At 64.4% G+C, this 21,773-nt stretch carries 35 protein-coding genes and 2 tRNA genes; 36 read left to right on the top strand and 1 reads right to left on the bottom strand.

The genetic code is table 11. The annotated features are described in order from the left end of the window. Nucleotides 1-3: 3 nt before the first annotated feature. From ACFWHR_RS04065 to ACFWHR_RS03965, 21 genes are all read left to right on the top strand, one after another. A complete protein-coding gene (locus ACFWHR_RS04065) occupies nucleotides 4-414 on the top strand; it encodes a RusA family crossover junction endodeoxyribonuclease (RefSeq protein WP_382446989.1) in 411 nt (136 codons plus the stop codon). A 6-nt stretch (nucleotides 415-420) separates the two neighbouring features. Beyond that, the gene (locus ACFWHR_RS04060; protein ID WP_382446988.1) at nucleotides 421-747 is read left to right on the top strand and encodes a hypothetical protein; all 327 of its coding nucleotides are present in this window, start codon (nucleotides 421-423) and stop codon (nucleotides 745-747) included. Next, nucleotides 744-1,769 (top strand): YqaJ viral recombinase family protein, encoded by a 1,026-nt coding sequence (locus tag ACFWHR_RS04055; RefSeq protein WP_382446987.1) that lies wholly within the window; start codon nucleotides 744-746, stop codon nucleotides 1,767-1,769. Before ACFWHR_RS04060 ends, ACFWHR_RS04055 begins: the two co-directional genes overlap by 4 nt. Continuing rightward, complete coding sequence (locus tag ACFWHR_RS04050; protein WP_382446986.1) at nucleotides 1,769-2,647, top strand: recombinase RecT; 879 nt, start codon at nucleotides 1,769-1,771, stop codon at nucleotides 2,645-2,647. Before ACFWHR_RS04055 ends, ACFWHR_RS04050 begins: the two co-directional genes overlap by 1 nt. Continuing rightward, the gene (locus ACFWHR_RS04045) at nucleotides 2,644-3,084 is read left to right on the top strand and encodes a hypothetical protein (protein WP_382446985.1); all 441 of its coding nucleotides are present in this window, start codon (nucleotides 2,644-2,646) and stop codon (nucleotides 3,082-3,084) included. Before ACFWHR_RS04050 ends, ACFWHR_RS04045 begins: the two co-directional genes overlap by 4 nt. A gap of 5 nt (nucleotides 3,085-3,089) precedes the next feature. Continuing rightward, nucleotides 3,090-3,347: a hypothetical protein gene (locus ACFWHR_RS04040; protein WP_382446984.1), complete on the top strand. Its 258-nt coding sequence runs from the start codon at nucleotides 3,090-3,092 to the stop codon at nucleotides 3,345-3,347. Continuing rightward, nucleotides 3,347-3,541 (top strand): hypothetical protein, encoded by a 195-nt coding sequence (locus ACFWHR_RS04035; protein ID WP_382446983.1) that lies wholly within the window; start codon nucleotides 3,347-3,349, stop codon nucleotides 3,539-3,541. Before ACFWHR_RS04040 ends, ACFWHR_RS04035 begins: the two co-directional genes overlap by 1 nt. Then, on the top strand, nucleotides 3,538-3,918 hold the full coding sequence (locus ACFWHR_RS04030) for an HNH endonuclease (protein WP_382446982.1): 381 nt from the start codon (nucleotides 3,538-3,540) through the stop codon (nucleotides 3,916-3,918). Before ACFWHR_RS04035 ends, ACFWHR_RS04030 begins: the two co-directional genes overlap by 4 nt. Then, a complete protein-coding gene (locus ACFWHR_RS04025) occupies nucleotides 3,911-4,669 on the top strand; it encodes a hypothetical protein (protein ID WP_382446981.1) in 759 nt (252 codons plus the stop codon). Before ACFWHR_RS04030 ends, ACFWHR_RS04025 begins: the two co-directional genes overlap by 8 nt. A gap of 4 nt (nucleotides 4,670-4,673) precedes the next feature. After that, a complete protein-coding gene (locus ACFWHR_RS04020) occupies nucleotides 4,674-5,006 on the top strand; it encodes a hypothetical protein (RefSeq protein ID WP_382446980.1) in 333 nt (110 codons plus the stop codon). Continuing rightward, nucleotides 5,003-5,389: a hypothetical protein gene (locus ACFWHR_RS04015; protein WP_382446979.1), complete on the top strand. Its 387-nt coding sequence runs from the start codon at nucleotides 5,003-5,005 to the stop codon at nucleotides 5,387-5,389. Before ACFWHR_RS04020 ends, ACFWHR_RS04015 begins: the two co-directional genes overlap by 4 nt. After that, nucleotides 5,386-6,705 carry a replicative DNA helicase gene (locus ACFWHR_RS04010; RefSeq protein ID WP_382446978.1) on the top strand — a complete coding sequence of 440 codons (1,320 nt, stop codon included), beginning with the start codon at nucleotides 5,386-5,388 and terminating at the stop codon, nucleotides 6,703-6,705. Before ACFWHR_RS04015 ends, ACFWHR_RS04010 begins: the two co-directional genes overlap by 4 nt. Nucleotides 6,706-6,708: 3 nt before the next feature. After that, on the top strand, nucleotides 6,709-7,245 hold the full coding sequence (gene ssb, locus ACFWHR_RS04005) for a single-stranded DNA-binding protein (protein ID WP_382446977.1): 537 nt from the start codon (nucleotides 6,709-6,711) through the stop codon (nucleotides 7,243-7,245). Nucleotides 7,246-7,257: 12 nt separating this feature from the next. After that, nucleotides 7,258-7,503, top strand: a complete 246-nt coding sequence (locus ACFWHR_RS04000) for a hypothetical protein (protein WP_382446976.1) — start codon at nucleotides 7,258-7,260, stop codon at nucleotides 7,501-7,503. A 142-nt stretch (nucleotides 7,504-7,645) separates the two neighbouring features. Then, on the top strand, nucleotides 7,646-8,938 hold the full coding sequence (locus ACFWHR_RS03995) for a DNA cytosine methyltransferase (RefSeq protein ID WP_382446975.1): 1,293 nt from the start codon (nucleotides 7,646-7,648) through the stop codon (nucleotides 8,936-8,938). A 95-nt stretch (nucleotides 8,939-9,033) separates the two neighbouring features. Continuing rightward, nucleotides 9,034-9,609, top strand: coding sequence for a DNA N-6-adenine-methyltransferase (locus tag ACFWHR_RS03990; RefSeq protein WP_382446974.1), 576 nt, complete (start codon nucleotides 9,034-9,036; stop codon nucleotides 9,607-9,609). After that, nucleotides 9,606-10,631, top strand: a complete 1,026-nt coding sequence (locus ACFWHR_RS03985) for a hypothetical protein (protein ID WP_382446973.1) — start codon at nucleotides 9,606-9,608, stop codon at nucleotides 10,629-10,631. The genes ACFWHR_RS03990 and ACFWHR_RS03985 overlap by 4 nt, the downstream gene beginning before the upstream one ends. Further along, nucleotides 10,628-10,861 carry a hypothetical protein gene (locus ACFWHR_RS03980; RefSeq protein ID WP_382446972.1) on the top strand — a complete coding sequence of 78 codons (234 nt, stop codon included), beginning with the start codon at nucleotides 10,628-10,630 and terminating at the stop codon, nucleotides 10,859-10,861. Before ACFWHR_RS03985 ends, ACFWHR_RS03980 begins: the two co-directional genes overlap by 4 nt. Beyond that, nucleotides 10,851-11,498, top strand: a complete 648-nt coding sequence (locus ACFWHR_RS03975) for a hypothetical protein (RefSeq protein WP_382446971.1) — start codon at nucleotides 10,851-10,853, stop codon at nucleotides 11,496-11,498. Before ACFWHR_RS03980 ends, ACFWHR_RS03975 begins: the two co-directional genes overlap by 11 nt. Continuing rightward, nucleotides 11,495-11,734, top strand: coding sequence for a helix-turn-helix domain-containing protein (locus ACFWHR_RS03970; protein ID WP_382446970.1), 240 nt, complete (start codon nucleotides 11,495-11,497; stop codon nucleotides 11,732-11,734). Before ACFWHR_RS03975 ends, ACFWHR_RS03970 begins: the two co-directional genes overlap by 4 nt. Nucleotides 11,735-11,845: 111 nt before the next feature. Continuing rightward, nucleotides 11,846-11,916: transfer RNA gene (locus tag ACFWHR_RS03965), tRNA-Gln, on the top strand. A 168-nt stretch (nucleotides 11,917-12,084) separates the two neighbouring features. Here ACFWHR_RS03965 and ACFWHR_RS03960 read toward each other — a convergent pair. Then, nucleotides 12,085-12,225, bottom strand: a complete 141-nt coding sequence (locus tag ACFWHR_RS03960) for a DUF2510 domain-containing protein (protein WP_382447752.1) — start codon at nucleotides 12,223-12,225, stop codon at nucleotides 12,085-12,087. Nucleotides 12,226-12,460: 235 nt separating this feature from the next. Between ACFWHR_RS03960 and ACFWHR_RS03955 the strand changes: the two genes are divergently transcribed. The 15 genes from ACFWHR_RS03955 to ACFWHR_RS03885 all read left to right on the top strand — a co-directional run bounded on the left by ACFWHR_RS03955 (nucleotide 12,461) and on the right by ACFWHR_RS03885 (nucleotide 21,767). Next, nucleotides 12,461-12,757 (top strand): HNH endonuclease, encoded by a 297-nt coding sequence (locus ACFWHR_RS03955; protein ID WP_382446969.1) that lies wholly within the window; start codon nucleotides 12,461-12,463, stop codon nucleotides 12,755-12,757. A 13-nt stretch (nucleotides 12,758-12,770) separates the two neighbouring features. After that, the gene (locus ACFWHR_RS03950; protein WP_382446968.1) at nucleotides 12,771-13,241 is read left to right on the top strand and encodes an AAA family ATPase; all 471 of its coding nucleotides are present in this window, start codon (nucleotides 12,771-12,773) and stop codon (nucleotides 13,239-13,241) included. Nucleotides 13,242-13,264: 23 nt separating this feature from the next. After that, nucleotides 13,265-13,567: a hypothetical protein gene (locus ACFWHR_RS03945; RefSeq protein WP_382446967.1), complete on the top strand. Its 303-nt coding sequence runs from the start codon at nucleotides 13,265-13,267 to the stop codon at nucleotides 13,565-13,567. 95 nt (nucleotides 13,568-13,662) lie between these two features. After that, nucleotides 13,663-14,097: a hypothetical protein gene (locus ACFWHR_RS03940; RefSeq protein WP_382446966.1), complete on the top strand. Its 435-nt coding sequence runs from the start codon at nucleotides 13,663-13,665 to the stop codon at nucleotides 14,095-14,097. Beyond that, the gene (locus ACFWHR_RS03935) at nucleotides 14,073-15,782 is read left to right on the top strand and encodes a hypothetical protein (protein ID WP_382446965.1); all 1,710 of its coding nucleotides are present in this window, start codon (nucleotides 14,073-14,075) and stop codon (nucleotides 15,780-15,782) included. The genes ACFWHR_RS03940 and ACFWHR_RS03935 overlap by 25 nt, the downstream gene beginning before the upstream one ends. Then, on the top strand, nucleotides 15,779-17,053 hold the full coding sequence (locus ACFWHR_RS03930; protein ID WP_382446964.1) for a phage portal protein: 1,275 nt from the start codon (nucleotides 15,779-15,781) through the stop codon (nucleotides 17,051-17,053). The genes ACFWHR_RS03935 and ACFWHR_RS03930 overlap by 4 nt, the downstream gene beginning before the upstream one ends. Nucleotides 17,054-17,115: 62 nt before the next feature. Next, entirely contained in the window at nucleotides 17,116-18,435 is a 1,320-nt protein-coding gene (locus tag ACFWHR_RS03925; protein WP_382446963.1) for a hypothetical protein, read from the top strand. Between the two features lie 102 nt (nucleotides 18,436-18,537). Continuing rightward, nucleotides 18,538-18,620: transfer RNA gene (locus ACFWHR_RS03920), tRNA-Tyr, on the top strand. Nucleotides 18,621-18,680: 60 nt separating this feature from the next. Continuing rightward, entirely contained in the window at nucleotides 18,681-19,151 is a 471-nt protein-coding gene (locus tag ACFWHR_RS03915; protein WP_382446962.1) for a hypothetical protein, read from the top strand. Between the two features lie 24 nt (nucleotides 19,152-19,175). Beyond that, on the top strand, nucleotides 19,176-20,114 hold the full coding sequence (locus ACFWHR_RS03910; protein WP_382446961.1) for a phage major capsid protein: 939 nt from the start codon (nucleotides 19,176-19,178) through the stop codon (nucleotides 20,112-20,114). Next, nucleotides 20,111-20,263, top strand: coding sequence for a hypothetical protein (locus ACFWHR_RS03905; protein ID WP_382446960.1), 153 nt, complete (start codon nucleotides 20,111-20,113; stop codon nucleotides 20,261-20,263). The genes ACFWHR_RS03910 and ACFWHR_RS03905 overlap by 4 nt, the downstream gene beginning before the upstream one ends. A gap of 23 nt (nucleotides 20,264-20,286) precedes the next feature. After that, complete coding sequence (locus ACFWHR_RS03900; RefSeq protein WP_382446959.1) at nucleotides 20,287-20,757, top strand: Gp19/Gp15/Gp42 family protein; 471 nt, start codon at nucleotides 20,287-20,289, stop codon at nucleotides 20,755-20,757. Beyond that, nucleotides 20,757-21,098 carry a hypothetical protein gene (locus tag ACFWHR_RS03895; RefSeq protein ID WP_382446958.1) on the top strand — a complete coding sequence of 114 codons (342 nt, stop codon included), beginning with the start codon at nucleotides 20,757-20,759 and terminating at the stop codon, nucleotides 21,096-21,098. The genes ACFWHR_RS03900 and ACFWHR_RS03895 overlap by 1 nt, the downstream gene beginning before the upstream one ends. After that, nucleotides 21,082-21,393, top strand: a complete 312-nt coding sequence (locus tag ACFWHR_RS03890; RefSeq protein ID WP_382446957.1) for a DUF5403 family protein — start codon at nucleotides 21,082-21,084, stop codon at nucleotides 21,391-21,393. The genes ACFWHR_RS03895 and ACFWHR_RS03890 overlap by 17 nt, the downstream gene beginning before the upstream one ends. Further along, the gene (locus tag ACFWHR_RS03885; protein ID WP_382446956.1) at nucleotides 21,390-21,767 is read left to right on the top strand and encodes a hypothetical protein; all 378 of its coding nucleotides are present in this window, start codon (nucleotides 21,390-21,392) and stop codon (nucleotides 21,765-21,767) included. Before ACFWHR_RS03890 ends, ACFWHR_RS03885 begins: the two co-directional genes overlap by 4 nt. The last annotated feature ends 6 nt before the right edge of the window (nucleotides 21,768-21,773 follow it).

Raw genomic sequence — 21,773 nt, 5'->3', positions numbered from 1 at the left:
CTCGTGACCCGCGAACTACTGCTCTCGTTCCACGTTGCAGGCGTGCCAGTACCTCAGGGCTCGAAGACCGTGTTCAACGGTCGGGCAGTGGATGCGAACGCGAAGAAGCTGCGCCCCTGGCGACGACACGTGACGGCTACCGCGCGAGCAGCGATGGTCGCCGCCGGCCTGAACGAGCCGCTCGATGGGCCGTTGGTCCTCGCGCAGGAGTTCGTGTTTGAGCGCCCCAAGAGCGTCAAGCGCGCTCACCCGTCCGTGAAACCAGACGGCGACAAGCTTCTGCGCGCGCTGTGCGACGCACTCACCGATGCGGGTGTGTGGCGCGATGACTCGCAGATGGTCCAGTGGCCCGGCCGCAAGGTCTACGGCCCCAATCCCGGCGTTCAGGTGAGCGTCTACCGAGAAAAGGAATGAACCGAAATGACTGTTAAGTACACCAGCAAGCGCCCCGACGAAGAGCTCGATGGCCTGCAAGACCTCGAGCCCCATTTCACGAAGGGCAACCCGGATGACGTGGTAGTCGTCGCGGTGATCTCGCGTCACGGGATCGCGAAGGTCGACCCGTCGAACGATTGGCAGGCGACGGTGCGCGTCAAGCACATCGAGCAGGTCGAGGGCGAAGACGAGAAGGTCGTGCGCACGCTCCTCTCCGAGGCGTACTCAAAGCGCACTGGGAACACGCCGCTTCCGATCGAGGAGATCAGCACCGACGGTCAGCTCGCATTCGACGAGGGGGCCGAGCAGTGAGCCTCACATTCACCGACCTCGACCCGGCACCCGCTCTCGTCGACCTCGAATCCCGGGCTGGCGCTTCCGACAAAGATCGGGAGGCGTGGCTCGCGGAGCGCGCCGGCGGTGTGACCGCGACCGAGCTCGCGAAGATCATGATCGCCCCGAACCGCGAACTCGCGATCGCGGACCTCGTGAAGAAAAAGCGCGAGGGTGACCCGTTCACGGGCAACGCGTACACCGAGTGGGGCAACCTACGTGAGCCGGTCATCGCCGCACATCTCGCCGGGTACGGAGTCGCTGCGGAGTCGCGCGTGTTCCACGCGGCCGACAACTCGCGCTACCTCGCCTCACCGGATGGGGTGTCGGTCGACTTCGACGGAAACATCGTGCTCGACGAGATCAAGACAACGGGTAAGCCGCTCCCGAAGGGCTCCGCCGCGCTGGCTGAGAAGGGCTACGAGTGGCAGATGCAGTGGCTCAACCTCGTGACCGGCGCTATTGGGTGCTGGCTGAACGTCGAGATGCGTCACGGCCGCCCCGGTGAGTTCCTCGCTGGCGAACTGTCGCGCGAGTGGTTCCCCCGCGACGAGGGCATGATCGCGCAGCTCGTCGAGGTCGCCGACATGGTGCTCGCCGCGATGGACACCCCCGCGGCTCCGGTCATCAATGACGAGGTGGACACGCACGCTGTCAACTACCTCCGGGCCAAAGACGAAGCGAAGGCATGGGCTGAGCTTCAGTCGAAGCACTATGACGCGCTTGTCGAGCTCGGCATCTCACAGGAGTCATCGCTCGCTCGGGTCACGATTACGCCAGGCAAGCCAGCCACGGAGTTCGACGACGAGGTGGTCGATCTCGCAGCCGCCGAAGCGGCACACCCGAAGGAGACCGCGGCTCTGAACCGCGCGAAGGCTCGCGTAGCGAAGCTGCAGGCCGAATGGGACGCACTCGCAACCGAGCACAAGGTGATCGTTCGTGCCGTCACCAAAGCAACCAAGGCGCGGGCAACAGTCAACTACGCGAAGGGAACGAAGTAATGAGCACGGAACTGATGGAGAAGCTCCCCCAGAACGCCAACGTACAAGCTTGGTCCCCGTCGGAGTACGCAATCATGCAGCAACTCGGCCTCGTAGACCGCAGCACGTGGAAGGGCAAGCAGCCAGACGCGCCGCTCGGCGTGATCGAAGCATTCCTGATGCAGTGCGAGCGGACGCAGCTCGACCCGACCGCTCGGCAGATCTACGCCGCGGAGATGGGCGGCAAGTGGACGGTCCTGATTTCGATCGACGGGTTCCGCCTGATCGCTGACCGCACCGGCCTCTACCGAGGCAAGAAGCCGACCGAGTGGTGCGGCGAGGACGGCGTGTGGAAGGACGTGTGGCTGTCATCTGAGCCACCTGCGGCGGCTCGGGTCGCTGTAATGCGCGAAGGATTCTCAGAGCCGCTTGTTGCGGTCGCAACCTACGCCGGGTATTGCCCCCGAGACAACAAGACGAAGGAACTCCGACCGTCGGGTCAGTGGCTCAATAATCCGTCGAACCAGCTCGCGAAGTGCACCGAGATGCTGGCACTGCGGCAGGCGTTCCCGAACGAGCTCTCGGGCCTGTATGGGACGGAAGAGATGCAGCAGGCCGGAGCGTCAGCACCCGCACGAGCAGCGAGCCCACAGCCAGCCCCGACGCCTGCACCAGAGCCGGAAATAGTTGAAGGCGAGATCGTCGATGAGACTACGGCGGCATTCGACGTAGAAGGTTGGGCCGCGCGCCTCGCTGATGCCGGAGACGTCGACGCGCTGCGCACGGTCTGGGAGGACGCGAAAGCCGAGGGGGCGCTGTCTGGGCCGATGGACGCCACTGGCACTGCGCTCGGCGAAATGATCCAGCGCCGCAAGGTGCGACTGCAGGAACGAGCGTGACCATGCATACCCCAGCCGAGGTAGAGGGGTGGGTGGCGAAGATGCGGGCCGAGATCCGTATCGCGCCGCCGGCCCCGGGCGAGATCCGAACACCCGACGAGATCGTCTTCCAGCTCGAGCGTGTCGATGCAGTCGCTTCGGACGCTCTCTGGACTGTGACGGCAGCCGACAAGGTGCGAGCAGCTGCGGCAGAGGCACTACTTAAGGCCCGCGCGCGAGCGCTGGGAAAAGCCAAGGGGAAGAACGCCGAGTCCCGCGCGGCCGAGGTGGATCTCGATACCGAGACGGAACGCAACGCGGAGGCGGCGGCGCAGATCGCGTACCGCTACGCGAAAGGGCTCGCGGATCTCGTGGATTCCCGCAAGAGCAGCCTGCAAACGCAATCGAAATTGGTGCTCGCGACCTACCAGCTCGCGAGCAATCCGAGAAGGGCATGAGGACCATGCAGACAGAAGAGGAACAGGTCGAGTGGTCTGAGGTGCAGATCGCGCAGCTCATCACCGACCGCGACAAGGCGCAGGAGGAGTCGCGGGCTGCGCGCACCGCTCAGGCGAACGCGGTCGCGGATCTCGCCGAGGCGCGCGAGCACTTGACCAAGGGCGTACTGCTCGAAGCACGACGCCAGGCTCGCGACATCGGCGGCACGGACGCTATGGCGGTCGTTGATCGTACGGCGGAGAAGTTCGGGGTGCGGCTGTGATGCCGGAGCGGCGCCTCAGCGTCGTCGTGGTGGGCGACCCGGTGCGGGTGGATGACGGCGCTGACACGTGGCGCGTCGACGCGCGCGACCCGAAGACGGGGATGCTCACGCTTGAGTCGCTCCGGTCGATGACGCGGATGCGGTGGGAAGGCGTGCACGAGTTTCGCGTACAGCGAGCGGGGATGTTCTCGTGAGCAACAGGAAGACGGGGCCAATGCCGGCGGCCAACGTCAAGAAGCTCGAGGCCCGCTCGCATGGCATGTGCGAGGGCGGCTGCGGGAGGCGGGCGACGGAGATCCACCACCGCCGATTCCTCAGCCGCGGCGGCCGCCACAACCTCGCGAACCTGCTCGCGATGTGCGGCACCGGGAACCACAACACGGGGCAATGCCACGGCATCGCACACAACGGGGCGACAGCTCCGGCCGGGTGGGCGATCAGCAGGCACGAGCGTCGGCACGAGAGCGAGGTTCCGTTCGTGGATCTCGGGGGCCGCACCTGGTGGCTCGACGACGAGGGCGGCAAACATGACCGCCCCCAGAACACAGAAAGGAGTGAGGGAAATGGCTGAAGGATTCGCAGCAATCCCGACGTGGATGATCCGCGACGAAAGGGTGACAGCGCGCGCGATTCTCGTCTACGCCGCATTGGCCTCCCGAGCTGGACTGCGAGCAAACATTCCGTCCCAGGAGACCTTGGGTCGTGAGGCACGTTGCACGGGAAAGCCGTTGCGGGCGGCACTTCGCGAACTCGAGGAGCTCGGGGTGGTCGAGCGCGTGCGCCGCACAACGAAACTCGGCTACCGGCAGGCGGATGGGTACCGGCTAATGTCGCGACCTCTCGACGAGGACGAAACCCTAACGGGCGACGCTCCCGAATGGGGCGAAGCCAACCGGGAATCTGAGCCTGCGCCTAACGGGAATCAGGGCGATTCGTTCCTCTCTATAGAGGTAGATAGTTCTGAGGTAGATACATGCGCAAATGCGCATGCGCAGAGTGCGCACTCATTCGACGAGTGGTGGAACGCTTACCCCCTCAAGAAGGACAAAGGCCGCGCCCGCACCGCCTATAAGACCGCGCTGAAGAAGGTCTCTCACGAGACTCTCCTCGCAGCTGCACTCACTTACCGGGATGACCCGAACAGGGTGCACGCGTACACGAAGTATCCGGCGTCTTGGCTAAATGCCGAGGCGTGGGAGAACGGCCCACTCCCCCAGCGCGCGGGCGCCGCGGGCGGGACTGCGGTCGAGCGCATGGCGGCACGCTACATGCAGGCACAGCCGGGCACTGAGGACGGTGGTCAGCGTGCTATCGGAGCGTGAGGGCATGACGCACGCGGAGCGCGCCGCTGCGGGGCGCACGGCAGGCGATCAGGCTCGGATCGGGCAAGCACTCAGCCCCACCGATTCCGAGGCCGCAGATCGCCGTGCACGCGTCAGCTCCCCAGATGACTGCCTGCGGCTGTTGCTGTGGGCGGCGGCCAACGATCAGCGCGAGCGAGGCCCGGGCGAGGCAACCGCATGGTTCGAAGCGCTGCAGCCGTACGAGTTCGCATTCGACGACGTGAAGGCCGCGATCACCAAGCACTACCGGCGCAGCACCTACCCGGTGATGCCCGCGAACGTCATTCAAATCATCGAGGACGGAATCGAAGCATGACCACTCACCACGAGGTGCCGCCCCACGAGACGGCGCTAAAGACAACGATCAGAGTCGCAACACCAGTGAAGGAGGAGGCCCGGACTCTCTGGGGTGACGACGTGCAGGGGCCAATCGGAGCATGCACCGCATTATCCAATGTCACCGACGGAGTGCCCGAGAGTAGCCTCCGGCTCGCCGTCGCGGGCACCAGGACTCAGTTGACGGTGCCGCAAGCCGAGGCCGTCGTCTTGGCACTAGTTGAGCATCTGCGGTCCCGTGCGGACCTCGAGGCCGGGGAAGGCATCGCGGAACCGATGTCGGTAGACGATCTCATCGCGACGCTGTCGACCTTTGCCGGTCACGGCGGCTATCTCATCGAGCGCAGACGGGATGAGTCGTGAACGACTCGATCGAGTACGACCCGCAGACGGAAGCGTTCATGCTTTGCGCCGTGTTCTCGGAGCCGTCGAGGATCTGGGAGGTACGTCAGATCGTACGCGAAGGAGACTTCGCCGTGCCTCGAGCAGCGGCTCTGTACTCCCTGATGTGCGAGGTTGCCGACGGCGGCGGAACGGTGTCGCCGATCACAGTCAACGACCGGCGTATCGCATCCGGCCGCACGCACGAGTTCGACGCCAACTACCCGCACGAGGTCAACGGGCTAGAAGCGCGCGGCTATCAGGCGATGCAATATGCCGAGATCGTGCGCCGTCACGGGGAACGCCGGAAACTGCACGAGGCGTCGATCGCGATCTCGTCGATCGCTGCCTCGGGTGACGCGGAGGGCGACATCGTTGAGAAGGCGGCAGGCATCATCGCGAACCTGCGTGACGATGTGCTGCGCCAATCACGTCCGATCGGGTCGGTGTTCGGAGAGCTCGTCGAAGAGATGCGCAGCCAGACGCCCTTCACCTCGACACCCTGGCCCTCGCTAAACGCGATGATGGGCGGCGTTCGTCCCGGTGCGCTGTACACGGTGGCGGCTCGCTCGGGCGGTGGTAAGTCGATCTTCGGGCTGCAGCTTGCGATGCACATGGCTGAGCTCGGGAAACGCGTTGGGTATGTGTCGCTCGAGATGAGTGAGAAGGATCTGCTCAAGCGGATGATCTCGATGATGCAGGGCATCCACCAATCGGCCTTGCTGCACCATCAGCTCACCGAGCAGGGATGGGCGTCAGTTCGCGCGGCAGAAAAGGCGATCCAGAAACTCAACCTCGAGGTGTACGACCGTCCCGGCGCGCACTGGGAAGACATCACCGGTTTCGCCCGTGCGCTGCATCGGAAAGGCGATCTCGGACTGATCGTCATCGACTATCTCGGGCTGATCCCATCGGGTCCGAAGTCGGTGAGTCGACAGCAGGATCTCAACGACTGGGCGAACGCGGGAAAGCAGCTCGCCCGCGAGCTCGACTGCTCGGTGCTGATCCTCGAGCAGCTCAACCGCAACGCCACAAACCGGCCCAACCCGCGGCCGATCATCACCGACCTGCGTGGTTCATCGGGACTTGAGAACGCGTCCGACGGCGTGATCCTCATGCACCGCGGCGAGAAGAAGATCGGCGGCCGAGTCGTGAAGACATCCGACGTCGATTTCATCCTCGCGAAAACACGCCAAGGCGAAGAAGCAACACGAACCCTCCGTTTTGAGGGGCAATACGCACGCATCGTCCAGAAGGAACACGAAGACACGGCCCTCATGGAGCCGGGAGAGGTATAGATCATGGCCGGAGAACCACTCATCACAGTCGTTGGCAACGTCGTCGCAGACCCGGAGCCCCGCGTCTCGCAGGCCGGGAAGCCGTGGGTAACATTCCGCATCGCATCCACCCCGCGAGTCCGCGATCGCCAGTCAGGCGACTGGGCCGATGGTGAGCCGTTGTGGGTGGGGTGCCGCGCGTATGGCGAGTACGCCGACAACATCGCCGCGAGCGTCACGAAGGGTATGCGCGTCATCGTGCAGGGCCGTCTCACGCAACGCAGCTACACCGACAACCAAGGGCAGCAGCGCACCTCGCTCGACCTCGAAGTCGAAGAGATCGGACCCTCCCTGCGATTCGCGACCGCATCGGTCTCACGCGGCGACGGCCCCGCCGGTGGCGGCTGGGCGAAAACAGGCAACGGCCAGCAGCCCGCGTACGGGCAGACCGAGGGCGGCGGATACGCGCAGGACAACCCCTGGGCTCAGCAGGTCGCAGAGCAGCAGAACACCGCACAGCCGACATTCGGCGGCGGATTCGACGACGAACAACCCTTCTAGGCGGCGATCAACATGGCAATCAGAGAACTCACCACGATCGAAGTCGCAGACGTAGAAGTGAACGATCAGTATTTCGTCGAGCTCCGGCAGCTGAAAAAGCGCACGATCTACTCGGCGAAGCAAGCGCGCGACCTCGCGAACGAACTCATCGAAGCAGCCGACCGCAGCGACGCGCTCATCGCGGAAGACGCCGCCGCCAGCGGCATCCGCATGGAGCACGCGCTACTCATCAACGATGCGGGCGAGGTCGTGCTGTGAGTGCCGCACAGCGCACGTGTATGCAAGCACCGATCGGCCGCGGCGCTTACTGCGGGCGCCCCGGCGCGACCATCGTCGCTTCGACCGCGGCGACGTGCACGAACTGCCTCGCAGCGTTCCGCGCCGACGAGAGGGCAGCGAAATGAGCGCCACGACCGCGCTCGACGTGTTCGCAGGCGTCGGCTGGGGTGTCGCTTGCAATTGGCTCGGGATTCGCGAGTACGGCGTCGAGATCGCACCCTCAGCGATCCGGCTGCGTACCGCGAACGGGATGCGCACGATCTACCGCGACGTCTGGTCGGGGCTTTTCCACCCGATCGAGCTTGTGCCGCAGCACGATCTCTATATTGCGTCGCCGCCCTGCCAGACATTCTCGATGGCAGGGAAGGGAGACGGGCGGAAAGCGCTCAACGACGTGCTTGACGCGATCGCTCGCGAGACGTACATCTACCCCGGACTTCTGCATCACCTCACACAGACGCTCGACCCGCGAACCGCGCTCGTACTCACTCCGCTCGCGCACATTCATCGGCACCGGCCGCGCCTGGTCGCGCTCGAGCAAGTGCCCGAAGTGCTGCCCATCTGGAACGCTTACGCCGCGGTGCTCCGCTCATACGGGTATTCGGTGTGGACCGGGATCATGCGGGCCGAACAATATGGCGTGCCGCAGACCCGTAAACGCGCGATCCTCATGGCCCGACGCGACGGCAAGGTTGAACCACCCACACCGACGCACTCCCGCTACTACTCGACCGACCCGGGCCGCCTCGATCCGGGAGTCGAGAAGTGGGTGAGTATGGCGGAGGCGCTCGGGTGGGGCATGACTGAGCGTCCATCGGTCACGGTGACGGGAGGAAGCGGACGCCAAGGCGGACCCGATCCTCTCGACGGCGGTTCGGGTGCACGCAAGACCCTGCGAAAGGCTCAAGAGCTTGGCAAATGGCAGGGGCCGGGAGGCGTAGATCCTCGCGTCCCAGCAACGACCGTCGCGGCTGACCCTCGACTCACAAGCAGGGGGCATCACAACCATGGTGAGCAAGGCCGCGCGGTGAAATCCGAACTCGTGCGAGAGCACTTTGAACAGTGGACCATGGAACGGCCTGCGCCGACAGTGGTGGCTACACGTCGTAGTGCGGGCGGGATGCTCATCGGCAGGCAGCTCGCAGACGGCTCTCGGCAAGACGTCGGCGGGCATTCGGGCGTAGTGGGAATCAAGGATGGGCAACTGGCAGGTGTCCGCGTCACAGTCGAGGAAGCCGCAGCCCTGCAATCGTTCCCGCCCGATCTTGTGCTTCTCGGCACCCAGTCGGAACGGCACCTCGCGATCGGGAACGCGGTCCCGCCTCTCATGGCTGCCGCGATCCTCGGTGCGCTGCTCGCCCCACCCGCCGAGCGCGACGCATGGGATCACGTATTCGCGGGGGTCGCAGGATGACCGCCCATCCGCCGCTGACCACCACTGATTTCGATGCTCTTGCCCGGTTCGGGGCGACCCGGGAAGACCTCACACCACCAAAGGAGAACACCACCATGACGACTGAAATCGGCCCGAGAAAGCGGGCGATGGGTTCCCACCATTCACCGCGCGCGCAGACGACGACGTGGCTCACACCGCCAGAGATCGTCGAGGCGTTGGGGCCGTTCGACCTTGACCCGTGCGCCGCCCCATCGCCGCGACCCTGGCCGACCGCCGCTGAGCACATCGAACTCCCGCGCGACGGACTCGCTGAAGCATGGCACGGTCGCGTGTGGCTCAACCCGCCCTACTCCCATGCGGCGTGGACCTGGTTGTCTAAGCTCGCTGACCACGGCGACGGCATCGCCCTCGTTTTTGCGCGCACCGAGACAGTGGGCTTCGTTGCTCAGGTTTGGCAGCGAGCGACCGCGGTGCTCTTCCTGCACGGCCGACTGCACTTCCATTTCCCAGACGGCGAGCGTGCACCGGCTAACAGCGGCGCACCGAGCGCTCTTGTCGCCTACGGGGCGGACGCTGCCGCATCGCTGCGGAACTCGGGTATCGAGGGCACCTACGTTCCCCTGCAACTGGAAGAACAACTCAGATTCACAACAGCGCGCACTCTCGCGCAGACCGGAGACCCCCAATGACGAACCAGAAGACACCCGTACAGGGTGGCGCGACCGAGGAACAGATCGAAGCCGCAGCTAGGGCGAGCTACGACGAGTGGCGAAGCCCTGACTATTTCACTTGGGAGCAAGCAGTCGAGGGGCGAAACGCGAACCCTGATCCGACGTTCCCGCACATCGTGGACAAGTTCCGCGCTCATGCGAAGGCCGCTCTCATTGCAGCGTTTACAGTGCAGGAGCCGAGCGAGGAGCGCAAGCTTATGCAGTCACTAGCGAAGTGGGTGGGCGTGCCAGAAGATGCACCGTTGTTGGAAATCGCTTGCGAGGTGTCTGGTGTGCTCGAAGATGCTCTCGCGGCTCGCTCAGTGTCGGTGTCCTCCGATCCAGCGGAGGAGCACCACGATGCCGAGGAGCAGCAGGCCGCGAAGCTAACACCCGGAGCGTTCTTCGAGGTGACCGGAACTGTGGATGAGATTTTCAAAATCGTCGACGGGATCAACTCGCACGAGGGGAGAGAAACGTCTGGCGACAGCGCATCACTCGATCTTTGGCAGGAAATGCTCGGCGAGTGGATGGCACGAGTTCGGCAGTTAGGTCATGTCGAGTCCGAGGATCATGCGGCAACGCTAACAGGCGGAGTAGGTGAGCACGCGCGCGACCACATGGGCATCTGCAGGAACTGTGGTGCTGGGTTGAGCGCGATGGACATCCTTGACGGAGAGCTCCCGTGCGAGGCAACGGTAACAGGCGACCGCGAGAAGCTGATCGCCGAGGCGGAGCGGCTTGTGCGGCAGAGCGCCGCAGGGGGTAACCCGGTTGCGGAGTTTGGCGTCACCAAGGAGATCGCGTTCGTTCGTGGAGTCCGGTTCGCCGCTGCCGCTCTCGCCGCCCCGGTCGAGGTAGACGAAGCGAAGCTCGCCGAGCTTGCATTGAGGTTCTGCACTTGCTCGCACTGGCTCGAAGAGCACTTTGAGCGAGAGTGCATCGCACACCACTGCGCGTGCAGGGATTTCGATCCGGTGCTGCGAGGTGAAGGGCGATGAGCCGAAGAACTCGTTCGCTAGTCGCCAGGTCTACGTTCATCTTGATCTGGCTGACAATCTGGTTCATTGCCGGATACTTCACCGGAGTGGAAGGCGTTGAATCCGGCCTCGCGAGCGGCCTCGTTGTCCTCGGAATTAATGCCACGATTCTCGTGTTAGTGGCGGGGCTGTGCTACCTGATCCATTGGGTGACCGATTGGGTCGAAATGGGGGGCTCAGATGCAGACTGAGCGTACGTGGTCGGGGTCATTCAAGTGGCACCTCGAACAGGTGCCGTGGCTGTTGCTGCACATGCGGGCGCTCGCGGAGTCCACGCTTGCCGCACAGGACACCGCCGCGGTACGAGTGTCGGGGTCGTCTGAGAAGGCGCGACTCCCCTTCCACATCAATCCTGCCGACGACGCCGACCTGCTCTATGCGACCCTCGTCATCTTCGGCCGTGAGGTTGCGGAGAAGATCGGGGGCAGCTCCCCGAAGCCGCTGCGCACCCGCATGTGGACCGGCCGCGACGAACCGCAAGGGCTGCCCGTCTGCACCCCGCAGGAAGCGATGGGACTCTCGGCGGAGATCTGCCGATGGCTCATCGCCTGCACCCACCAGATCGCGCACGACGGCACCCTGAACGACGCACCCGAATCACTCATCGAACTCATCCGCGACATGCGACAGCGGTACCCGGAGACCGAACCCAAGTTCAAGGCGTACCGGCCTGACCTAACGTGCCCGATGTGCAAAGAGTCGACCATCGCACCTGTCTTCGACGCAAAAGGGCTCGCCGGTTACGAATGCGACGTCTGCGAAGCAAGCTGGGATCGCGACGGCGCACCAGTCGAACAAATCGAGATTCGGGAGCGAGACAGCCCGTGATTCACAATCGCGAGGTCTACACCTACAAAGAGGCCGCGCAACGCGTCGGACGTCACCCGCAGACGATCCGCAAGTGGCGCAAACGCGGCCTCGAGATGGGCTGGGACGATCGCGGCCGTCGCGTCGTCGAGCACAAAGCCCTCCTGAAATGGTGGCGAGAATCCATCATCCGAGACGCACGAAACCGCACGAATAAAGGCGACACGCCGCCAAACATGTGGTTCTTGCGGCCATGAGGGGGGTTTACCTTAGATTCAAAGTGAGCAAATGGGCCGGAACGCGAATCACGCGGTACCGGCCCATTGCTCATTCCTCAGCTAGGTGAGCAGGTTGGCTCATCCGTGCGGTCCCATCTCGTCTAACGGCAGGACGCTCGGCTCTGACCCGAGTAACCGAGGTTCGAATCCTTGGATGGGAACTGGTGGAGGTCGCTGGCTGGTACCAGGGCAGGTTCCCTAAACGTGCAGCCGAACAGCAAGGTAGGTGACGCCCTAAAGCAACTGGGCTGAGGACTGAGCCGTCTGGCGACTTAAGAACGAGGCGACGCTACGCGCCTACTCCACCACATCACGAATCGCGACCCCGGCTACTGCGTGTGTGTGGTCCACTGGAAACCGTCCCACCACCGAGTGACGGGCTGACCGTATGGATCGGCATACCAGCCCGGCGGCGGCCCCTGAGGGGGCGGGGGCTGTTGACTTACAACCTGCACTTGCTGCGGCTGCATCTGAACGTAATCGGCGCCCTTGTGAAGAGACAGCTTGTGTCCGCAGATCCGGCAGTTCTTTGTACCGCCCATCGCGATCTCGCTGATGCCAAGCGTCAGCACCGCGGCTCCGGCACGCCCAGTATTGCGACCTGCGTTCGCGTAAGCCGAGTTCGTGCACTTCTTGCAATCGCGACAGCCTGTCTCAACTTTTGCCATGAGGTCATCCTATTGACCCGAAGCAGCAAAGGCGCACATGCCCTGGGAAACCTCGAACCGCCGCGACCGCCTGCCCAAAGACTGGCCGCAGATCCGCGCCGCGATCCTCGAACGCGACGGGCACCGATGCCAGCAATGTGGACGACACGGTACTCACGTCGATCACATCGACCCTGGCGATGATCATCGACCCTCGAACCTGCAGACGCTCTGCGCACCCTGTCACTGGCGAAAGTCACGCGCCGAGGGTGGCCGTGCCGTGCACAAAGGCAGACGCGTCGTGAAGCGGATACCCCGACTTCGGCCCGCCGAGCAACACCCCGGACTCGGATAGGAGCGCCCACAGCATGCGCAAGGTCGCCCTCATCTACGGACCGCCATGCAGCGGCAAGACAACGCAAGCCCGAACGCTTGCCCGCCCCGGCGACCTCATCATCGACTGGGATCTCCTCGCGCAAGAAGCAGGAAGCCCACGCGACCACGACCACGAACAACGCTTCGCCGTCGCAGCATCACGCGAACGCATGCGCCTCGAAGACTACGTCACCCACATGACTAACGGCACCGCCTACATCATCCGCACTCTCGGCGACCCAGACGAACGCGAACAGGCAGCCGCCCGCATCGGGGCAACCGAACTCATCAGGTGCGACCCAGGCGGAGCCGAGTGCATCCGCCGGGCACACGACCTCGGCCGACGCCCCACCACTGACGAGCTGATCATCCGTTGGTACGCGCAGGACTGGGGCTCACGCGCCCTCACGCACCGCCGCACAGGCGGTGCAGCCCAACGCACCGCACACCCCGGACTCGCGTAGTCCACGACAAACACGGAGACACCATGGCGGCAACCACCTGCATGGGGCAAGTACCAGCACCCATCCGCGCAGAGGACCTGAACACGAGCGTTCTCGGCCGCACCATCACGGTCACCGATCACAGGCTCACCGCCACCGGGACCATCACGCGCCTCACCATCGACGCAGAGCTCGAGAACGTGCACCGCAGCTGGCCTAGCGGGCGCATCGTCCTAGGCCGCAAGGAGGCCAGCGTCGTCATCACGCTCGACTGCAAGCACGAGCTGCACGTCTCGATCGACGCAGCCGTGGTCATCGAGCCGCCTACCGAGTCGACCCCAGCCTGACCCCCTCCCCACCCCCTCACCCGCTCCTAGCGGTTTACCGTCTCGGATTCTGCCCGAGTTTCCAAGTCGATTGAGTTGCAGCGGAGGTGGTCGTTATGGGTGAGCGTGGCCCGATTCCGAAGCGGAAAGACTCGCTCAACGGTCATCGTTCGAAGGACGAAATCTGGGGCGACACCGTGACACGGGCACCTGGTGCTCAGAAGGTTCGAGTGCCTGCTGCTGACCGCGACTGGCATCCGATCGCAAAGCGCATGTGGGCCGCTTTGAAGAAGTCCGGGCAGTCGGCGTTCTACGAACCGTCCGATTGGGCTTTCGCCTACTCGTTGATGGATGACCTCACCTACTACAAGAAGTCGGGCAAGCGTTCCGGGCAGATGCTTACAGCGATCTACAGCGCGATGACGACGCTGCTCGTCACCGAGGGCGATCGCCGTCGCGTGGCGCTTGAGCTGCAGCGTGCCAGCGGTGCGCCGGCCGAGTCGAGCAACGTGGAGGACATGCAGGTATGGAAGGAACGTCTTCGCTCATAGCTCCACGCGAGCGTCTGTGCACGCTCGGCGCTGAGGTGCTCCCGCCTGACCTGATCGACGACAGCCTGCCGCTGTACACGCTCGGCTACGAAGCGATCACTTGGATTGAGCGGAACCTGCTGCAGCCCAATGGGCCGCAGGCGGGGCAGCCGGTCCGGCTGGTGCCGTCGCAGGCAATGTTCCTCGTGTTTTTCTACGCGGTCGACGAGCACGGCAACTGGGTATTCAACCGTGCCGTGCGCCGACTCGCGAAGGGCTCAGGCAAGTCACCGTTCGCGGCGATGCTCGCACTGTTCGAGCTCCTCGGGCCCGCCCGTGTGGCCGCGTTCGATGACGATGTACCGGGCGGCGTTGTCGGCATGCCAGTGTCGATGCCGCTTGTCCACGTGGCGGCGACGTCGCAAGATCAGACCGCGAACACGATGCGCATGATCCGCGCAATGGCGAACAAGCGAACCCCGCTCGCCCGCAATTACCGACTCGACGTCGGAAAGACGTACGTCGAGACACCTGACGGTGGCAGACTGCAGCAGATCACCTCTTCGGCGTCCGCCGCTGAGGGCTCCGAGCTCACGTTCGCAGTCGCGGATGAGACCGAGCACTGGACAGGCTCAAACGGGGGCAAGGATCTCGCCGAGACGCTGGATCAGAACCTCGGTAAGACCGGCGGCCGGCTCATGGAGACATGCAACGCCTGGCTTCCCGGCGTCGCGTCCGTGGCCGAATCCACGTTCGAGGGCTGGGTGCAGCAGCAGGAGTGGCTCAACAACCCCAGCCACCCCGATCGCCTCACGTCGCGCCGGCAGCAGATCTTGTACGACGCACGCGTCGCCCCGCCAGATGTTGATCTCGCTGACGAGGAGTCGCTGCGCGCCGCACTCGAGTTCGTTTACGAGGGTCTGCCGTGGGTGAAGATCCACGACATCATGCAGCGCATCTGGTCGCCGGCTTACCCAGTGTCCCGATCTCGCCGGTTCTACTTGAATCAGCCGAACGCTGCAGCCGACGCCATGTTCACTCTCGAGGAGTGGGCGGCGCTTGGCCCGAAGCCTGGCGATGACACGTTTCCCGAGATCACTGACGGTGACGAGGTCGTGCTCTTCTTCGACGGGTCGCGCTCGCGGGATGCTACGGCGCTCGTCGGATGCCGCATCTTCGACGGCCATGTGTTCACGCTCGGCGTGTGGCAGCCGACACCCGAGGCGCCCGTGAACACGGGCGAAGTGTCGATCGCCGTTCAGCGCGCGTTCGACCGCTTCACCGTGGCGGCCTTCTTTGCCGACGTGCGCGAGTGGGAGTCGTTCGTGAAGGTGTCGTGGCCAGAGCTCTACGGAGACGACCTGATCGTTCACGCAAAGTCGCGCGGGACCGACCCTCAGCCGATCGCGTGGGACATGCGCTCTCACTCGTCCGAGTTCTCGGAAGCGACCGAGATGTTCCTCGCCGAAGTGCAGGACGGCGCGTTCACGCACGACGGCAACTGGGACACCTCCCGCCACATCGGCAACATTCGCCGCGGTGAATACCGAGGCCGCCTTTACCCCCGCAAGGAATCAGAGGCGTCGACATCAAAGATCGACGCCGGAATCTGCGCGATCGGTGCCCGAATGGTGCGCCGCATCGTGCTCGCCTCTCCCGAGTGGGAAGAGCGCGGACGAGAAACAGGATGGACGGTGGGCTGGTGAGTTTCGAGAAGCTGATGCGAGGCCCAGTGATGCCCGCGAACTTCACGCGCAACGAGGCATACTTCGACGGCAAGAAACGACTCGACGCGCTTGGTGTGACGCTGCCGCCGGAAATGCGAGTGCTCGAGATTGTCGTCGATTGGCCGCGAATCCTGGTGGAGGCGCTCGAGGAACGTCTCACGATCGAGGGCTTCACGATCGCCGGACAGGCCGAAGCGAACCAGCGGTACTGGCGCCGGTGGCAGGCCAACCGCATGGACCTCACCGCGCCGCTCGTACACACCGAGGCCCTGGTTCAGGGGTGCGGGTATGTCGTCGTGGGTGGGGGTGGCCCGCAGGGCTTCGCACGCATCACCGGGCATTCCGCGCTCGGATTCACCGTCTCGAAAGACCGGGCAACGGGCGTCGTATCGGAGGCCGTGCAGCGGTTCAGCGACGAGGAATCCCCCGCGGTCGTCCACTACGTTCCTGGCAAGAACTACATCTACCGCAAGTCCAACGGCCGCTATCTCTTCGAGAAGGGCCTCGACAGCGGGACGCAGCGAATCCCCGTCGTGCCATTCGTCAATCGAGCCCGTCTCCGCGACGATATGGGACGATCCGAGATGCAGGACGTCATTCGCTACACCGACGCTGCATCGCGTTCCATCACGAACCTACAGGTCGCGGTCGAAACAGTCGCGCTCCCGCAAAAGTACATGCTCGGTGCTGCCGCGAACGACTTCAAAGACCCTGACGGCAAGCAGAAGACCCAGTGGGAAACGTACATCGGGCGCATCCTTCTCGGACCGAAGGACGCGAAGGTAGGCACGTTGCAGGGCGCGAACCTGCAGGACATCACGTCGGTACTGCGGCTCTACGCGGGGTTCGTGTCAGCGTCATCGGGGATGTCACTTATGTCGCTCGGCATCGGAACCGACGCCAACCCGGCGTCTGAGGGCGCACTTAACGCGGTCGACAACCGCCACGTGCGCAAGGCCGAGAAAAAGCAGGCACTGTTCGATGACTCCTGGGAGGACGTGCAGCGCATCGCTGACGACATCGAGGGAGTCGCCGACAAAGAGTCCGATCTGCTTGAAACGCAATGGCGCCCCGCGGCAACAATGACTCTCGAGTCAGTCGCGGCGGCTGCATCGACACTCGTCACCGCGGGCATCATCCCGCCAGCGGTTGCCCGCAACCGGATCGGCCTTACCCCCGAGGAGAAGCGGATCGCTGACGAGGCCGAGCGGAACTCGGCGGCGTCACTGCTTCGGGCGGTCGGTAGCTGATGCGGGCGGGGGCATACCGCCGGGCCCTGGATAGGATCTCGCGCGGTCTGCTCTCGGACGTCATGACGCTCATGCGCGCCGACGCGCGACGCCTGCCCGTTGGAGATGCGAACGACGAGGAGCGTGTCGGGGCGCGGGATGCCCTCGCCGACCGGGTCACGAAGTTGATCTGGGAGCGTCGACGCAGCGCACGTGACACAGCGCACGAGTTCCTGACTGGGCAAGCACGCCGCGCAGGCATCACGGGCGACGTGTACCTGCCGAATGGGCCTGGATATGGCACGGGGTCGATGCGTGCGGTACTCGCCAGCCTCGACGAGCAGGGCGCGTTTCAACAACATCCCGACGCGCTCGGGGCAAGGGTCGGTGCGGTCGCAGTGCGGCATACCGAGGATCGTGCGCGCCGAATCATCAGGGAAGCGGCCGAAGCCGACGAAGCGACGGTGCGCGCCTGGCAGGACATGCAGGCGGAACGAGCCGCATCCCAGCGCCAGGGGCAGGAGAAGCTCGCGCGGGAGGTCGAACGCACTCGCGAGCGCGATAGCCGCGACCTGCGGGAGCTAGCCGTACAACCGGGCGGCTGGGCGAGGATGCTCACAGGCGTCGAGAACTGCGCATTTTGCGTCATGCTCGCCGCCCGTGGGGCCGTCTACGACGGAAAGGCGGAGGCGCTCGACGGCGACTACATCGGGAAGTTCGGTGACGCGTATCACGATCACTGCGATTGCATCGCGGTGCCGGTCTACTCGCCTCTGTGGGACGGGGGCAAGACGGCGGCGGCGCTGCAGAAGCTCTACGAGCGCGCGCAAGACGCGATCTCTGACGATGATCTGCAGAACCGTGACAACGTCGAGTCTCCTGATCAGCTCCGCAAGCTCCGGAAGTATCTGCTCGAGCACTCCAACGAGCTCGCGAAGGCAGTGCCGAACATTCGTCACCAGGACGCTCTCGTCGAACAGCAGCGCGAGTTTGGGCTGCCAGAAGAGGCGGTGACAGAACTCGCGCCCCACGAGGTTCGGTTCTTCCACGAATTCGGCGCGACGGAGACGTTCGAACTAATCCGCCGCAACGCAGATCGCACGTCATCGAATGACTTCCGGTGGACGTCTCGCGGTGACGTAGAGGTCGAGGTCAAGCGGCCCGAGCGCGCGAGTTACGACGCCGTGAAACGGCTCATTCGAGACGCCGTGTACTCGGCCCGCGAGAACCACGGGGTCGTCAAAGACCGCTTCATTGTCGACCTCGACGATCGTCCACTGACCGAGAAGTTGCGTCGGCAGTTGGAGGTCTACAACCTCCGCAACGCCCGCAACTCGATTCGGAAGCTCTGGGTCTGGTCACGGGCGCGGCTCACCGAGATCGACTTGCGGACAGAAGTGTAGGGCCCGAGCCCGCGAGTTCTGACGGCGCATTATTTCGGCGCTTTCACGGGGAGGCCCTACTCGAACAACTATACGCCTGGCGGTCACGTATCGCCAGGCTCCGGGGCGTACCGGCCGGTGCCGGATGCCGACTGTAAATCGGTTGCCAACGCGCGAAGCAGGTTCGACCCCTGCACGCCCCACCACCTCCCGCGATCCGCGCGAGGTTCCGCACGCCCCAGGAGGGCGATTGACCAGGAGTCACCATGCCTGAAAACAAGATCGAGGAACTGCCCGAGTGGGCGCAAGCCCACATCGCAACGCTGCGCCAAGAAGCGGCACAGCGGCGCACCGAAAAGCAGTCCCTCGCCAACGAAGTGGCAACGCTCACCGCTCGAGTCGAGGAGCTCACCCAGTCTGCCGCCGACGCCGAAGCCGCACGAGTTGCGAGCGACGAACTCGCGCAGACGACGACCGCGGACCTCGAGCGCGAGCGGTTCGGTCGCACACGTGACCGACTCGCAGCCGAACGAGGGCTGCCGTCGAACGTAGCCGAGTTGGTTAACGCGACCGACGAGGAGTCCCTCACTACCGCACTGGATGCCCTGGCGGCACTGCGCGGAACACCCGAATCCCCCAAGCCCGAACCCAATCCCGCTCAGGGTGCGGGCGGGCAACTCTCGGATGAGTCAGCGAAGGCAGCTCAGGCCGAGGAGTTCTTCACGTCGCTCGAGTAGCGACCTAACCGAAAGGAGCAGCCCGTGGCTGCAATCACCCTCGAGGGAGTCGCCCAGACTCCCGGCTTCATCCCGGAGCCGATCGCCCGCGAGATCATCACCGCGGTTCAGGCTCAGTCGGTGGTGACTCGCCTCGCGAAGAGCGTGCCCGTCACTCTCGACGGCATCGCCACTCTCACCCAGACCGGCACTATCGAGGCCGGTGTCGTGGGCGAGGGCGAGCGCAAGCCTGTCTCGTCGGGCTCGTACTCGCCGAAGAAGGCGAAGCCGATCAAACTCGCTGCGATCTGCATCGTTTCCAAGGAGCTGCGCATGCGGAACCCTGCGAACATCCTCGCCAACATCCAGGCGGACCTCGGCAATTCGATCACGCGCGCTGTCGATCTCGCGGTACTGCACGGCACCAACGCGGTAACCGGCGACATCGCTGGTATGGAGTCGCTCGCCGACACCACGAACTCGGTCGCGCTCGGCACCACTGCCGTTTCCGCTGGCGGTATCGGCAAGGATCTGCTCACGGGCTACGACCTGGTCGTGAACAGCGACAGCCCGTACGCCGAGTTCGACGGCTTCGCCGCTCACAAGTCGATCCGCACCGAGCTCGCCGGCGCCGTTGACGCGCAGGGTCGCCCGGTGTTCTCGGCCGGATGGGATCTCAAGGCGGGTATCGACAACGTGATGGGTCTTCCCACCGCGTACTCGAACATCGTCAACGGCAAGCGCGGCGTCGCGGCCGGCTCGAACGTGGTCGCGTTCGGTGGCAACTGGGCGTCGCTGCAGTACGGCTTCGCCGAGCAGATGACGATCCGCCGCACGGATCAGGCGACCATCGTCGACGGAGACACCACCTACCACCTCTTCCAGGACAACCTCGAGGCGTACCTCGTCGAGGCGATCTTCGGGTGGCTGATCCCGGAGACCGATGCATTCGTGAAGTACACGAAGGGTCCGGCGACCCCGTGATGAACGAGCTCGAGTCCACAGAGGGAACACGCGTCACCGTCTCCAACGAGACGGCGGAGCGTCTGCTCGCCCAAGGGTGGCGCCGCGTCGACGCCACCCAGCCTGAGCCCCAGAAGCCGGCCCGCACCCGAAAGGCGAAGGCCGACTAGTCGCTCTGACGAGAGGAGTCATCATGGCTGATCCGCTCGCTACGAAGGCTGATGTCGAGGCGTCGCTGCTCCGTTCGCTCAGCACCGCCGAGGGAGAGTTCCTCCCGAAGCTGCTCGAGCGGGCGGAGCAGATGCTCATCGGCTACGTGCCTGACCTGCTCACCCGCGCCGCTGAAGGTACGTGGCTGCGCGGTGTGGTCATTCGCATTGAGGCTGACATGGTCGCGCGCGTGCTTCGGAATCCCGAGGGCATGCGTCAGGAGTCGGACGGGGTCTATTCGTACTCGGTCGACTGGGCGGTCGCGTCCGGCCGCCTGAAACCGTTGGATGACGAACTGCTCATGCTCGGCGTTCGCGTTGGGCTTTCCTCCGCGGCCGGCGAAATGGACGGGTACGCGCGGCGTCGCTATGGCGTCGACCCGGCGAACCAGTTTCAGATTGGTTGGCCGGCGTGCGATTCGATGTCGGAGCCGCTCGGCTGGGGTGGTTTCTGATGGGGCTCCTCGACCGCACGCCCCACATCGTAACCGTGCAGCGCCGAAAACGACGAGTGACCCCTCACGGGTCCTCGCTCGTCGCTTTCGGCGCACCTGTCGACGTGAGCTGCGTCGTGCGCGCGCTTTCAGCATCCGAGGCCGCAGACCTCGGCCTGACCACCGAGACGGTGCACCGCGTCGTTTCGCGTGAATGGCCGGGTGATGTGCTTTCGCTGGTCACCTACAACGGCGCCAAGTGGGAGCCGATCGGCGATCCGTTGTGGTTTGACGGGTCCGCAAGGACGCAGCACTGGGAAGTGCGATTGAAGCGGGTGAGCCCCAATGGCGCGGGTCTATAAGAACGCCGGCGTTGAGGCTGCGAAGCAGGTCGGGCAGTCGAACGCCCTCGATTCGGTTGCCGCGCGCGTCGAGTCGGCAGCTCGCTCTCGCGCTGCGAGTCACGGCTCGCTGCCGTCGAACATTTCGACAACAAAGATTCGGGGAAAGTCAGGCGTGACCGACCGATTCATCGCGCTCGATCATCCCGAGGCCGAAAACATCGAGTTCGGTCACCTCGCTCGAGACGGCAAGACCTGGGTGCCTGGCCTGTGGATCATGTACGGCGCCTTCAACAGCATTGGGGGTTCCGGGTGATTGACGCCGACTCACTCATTGCAGAGCGCCTGCAGAGCGCGTTCCCTGACTGGCATGTGGCGTCCGAGCAAGATCCAGGCATCACATTTCCCGCGATCATCTTCGCGGTCTCTGGTGACGGCCAGGTCGGTAACGGCCCGAAACGGTGGCCGTTGTCCCTCGCGGTCAACATCCTCGACGACACAGAAACCGTGTTTGAGAGCGTCGAGGCGGTCTATGCGGAGATCCGGTCGTGGCGGGGCAAAACGTCGCCGCACGGGCACGTGGTGCTCGTCGCTGATACCTCGCTGATCTCTCGTGTCGCATCGACAGTCGTCGGCAACCGCTCTATCCAGCAGTACGCCGGTTCATTCGACGTGCTCGCCCGCACCTAAATACTC

Source organism: Leucobacter sp. NPDC058333 (genome assembly GCF_042726155.1).
Lineage (GTDB): Bacteria > Actinomycetota > Actinomycetes > Actinomycetales > Microbacteriaceae > Leucobacter.
Note: the sequence above shows the minus strand (reverse complement) of the source record. Positions and strands in the feature narration are given on the sequence as shown.

Coding starts and splice junctions, on each gene's coding strand:
- ACFWHR_RS04000 (WP_382446976.1), top strand. CDS start 7,258: ATGGCAATCAGAGAACTCACCACGATCGAAGTCGCAGACGTAGAAGTG.
- ACFWHR_RS03990 (WP_382446974.1), top strand. CDS start 9,034: ATGACGACTGAAATCGGCCCGAGAAAGCGGGCGATGGGTTCCCACCAT.
- ACFWHR_RS03900 (WP_382446959.1), top strand. CDS start 20,287: ATGGCTGATCCGCTCGCTACGAAGGCTGATGTCGAGGCGTCGCTGCTC.
- ACFWHR_RS03995 (WP_382446975.1), top strand. CDS start 7,646: ATGAGCGCCACGACCGCGCTCGACGTGTTCGCAGGCGTCGGCTGGGGT.
- ACFWHR_RS03935 (WP_382446965.1), top strand. CDS start 14,073: ATGGAAGGAACGTCTTCGCTCATAGCTCCACGCGAGCGTCTGTGCACG.
- ACFWHR_RS03895 (WP_382446958.1), top strand. CDS start 20,757: ATGGGGCTCCTCGACCGCACGCCCCACATCGTAACCGTGCAGCGCCGA.
- ACFWHR_RS04025 (WP_382446981.1), top strand. CDS start 3,911: ATGGCTGAAGGATTCGCAGCAATCCCGACGTGGATGATCCGCGACGAA.
- ACFWHR_RS03945 (WP_382446967.1), top strand. CDS start 13,265: ATGGCGGCAACCACCTGCATGGGGCAAGTACCAGCACCCATCCGCGCA.
- ACFWHR_RS04060 (WP_382446988.1), top strand. CDS start 421: ATGACTGTTAAGTACACCAGCAAGCGCCCCGACGAAGAGCTCGATGGC.
- ACFWHR_RS03940 (WP_382446966.1), top strand. CDS start 13,663: ATGGGTGAGCGTGGCCCGATTCCGAAGCGGAAAGACTCGCTCAACGGT.
- ACFWHR_RS03985 (WP_382446973.1), top strand. CDS start 9,606: ATGACGAACCAGAAGACACCCGTACAGGGTGGCGCGACCGAGGAACAG.
- ACFWHR_RS03975 (WP_382446971.1), top strand. CDS start 10,851: ATGCAGACTGAGCGTACGTGGTCGGGGTCATTCAAGTGGCACCTCGAA.
- ACFWHR_RS04050 (WP_382446986.1), top strand. CDS start 1,769: ATGAGCACGGAACTGATGGAGAAGCTCCCCCAGAACGCCAACGTACAA.
- ACFWHR_RS04040 (WP_382446984.1), top strand. CDS start 3,090: ATGCAGACAGAAGAGGAACAGGTCGAGTGGTCTGAGGTGCAGATCGCG.
- ACFWHR_RS04020 (WP_382446980.1), top strand. CDS start 4,674: ATGACGCACGCGGAGCGCGCCGCTGCGGGGCGCACGGCAGGCGATCAG.
- ACFWHR_RS03925 (WP_382446963.1), top strand. CDS start 17,116: ATGACGCTCATGCGCGCCGACGCGCGACGCCTGCCCGTTGGAGATGCG.
- ACFWHR_RS03955 (WP_382446969.1), top strand. CDS start 12,461: ATGCCCTGGGAAACCTCGAACCGCCGCGACCGCCTGCCCAAAGACTGG.
- ACFWHR_RS04015 (WP_382446979.1), top strand. CDS start 5,003: ATGACCACTCACCACGAGGTGCCGCCCCACGAGACGGCGCTAAAGACA.
- ACFWHR_RS03890 (WP_382446957.1), top strand. CDS start 21,082: ATGGCGCGGGTCTATAAGAACGCCGGCGTTGAGGCTGCGAAGCAGGTC.
- ACFWHR_RS04035 (WP_382446983.1), top strand. CDS start 3,347: ATGCCGGAGCGGCGCCTCAGCGTCGTCGTGGTGGGCGACCCGGTGCGG.
- ssb (WP_382446977.1), top strand. CDS start 6,709: ATGGCCGGAGAACCACTCATCACAGTCGTTGGCAACGTCGTCGCAGAC.
- ACFWHR_RS03915 (WP_382446962.1), top strand. CDS start 18,681: ATGCCTGAAAACAAGATCGAGGAACTGCCCGAGTGGGCGCAAGCCCAC.
- ACFWHR_RS03960 (WP_382447752.1), bottom strand. CDS start 12,225: ATGCAGCCGCAGCAAGTGCAGGTTGTAAGTCAACAGCCCCCGCCCCCT.
- ACFWHR_RS03950 (WP_382446968.1), top strand. CDS start 12,771: ATGCGCAAGGTCGCCCTCATCTACGGACCGCCATGCAGCGGCAAGACA.
- ACFWHR_RS03980 (WP_382446972.1), top strand. CDS start 10,628: ATGAGCCGAAGAACTCGTTCGCTAGTCGCCAGGTCTACGTTCATCTTG.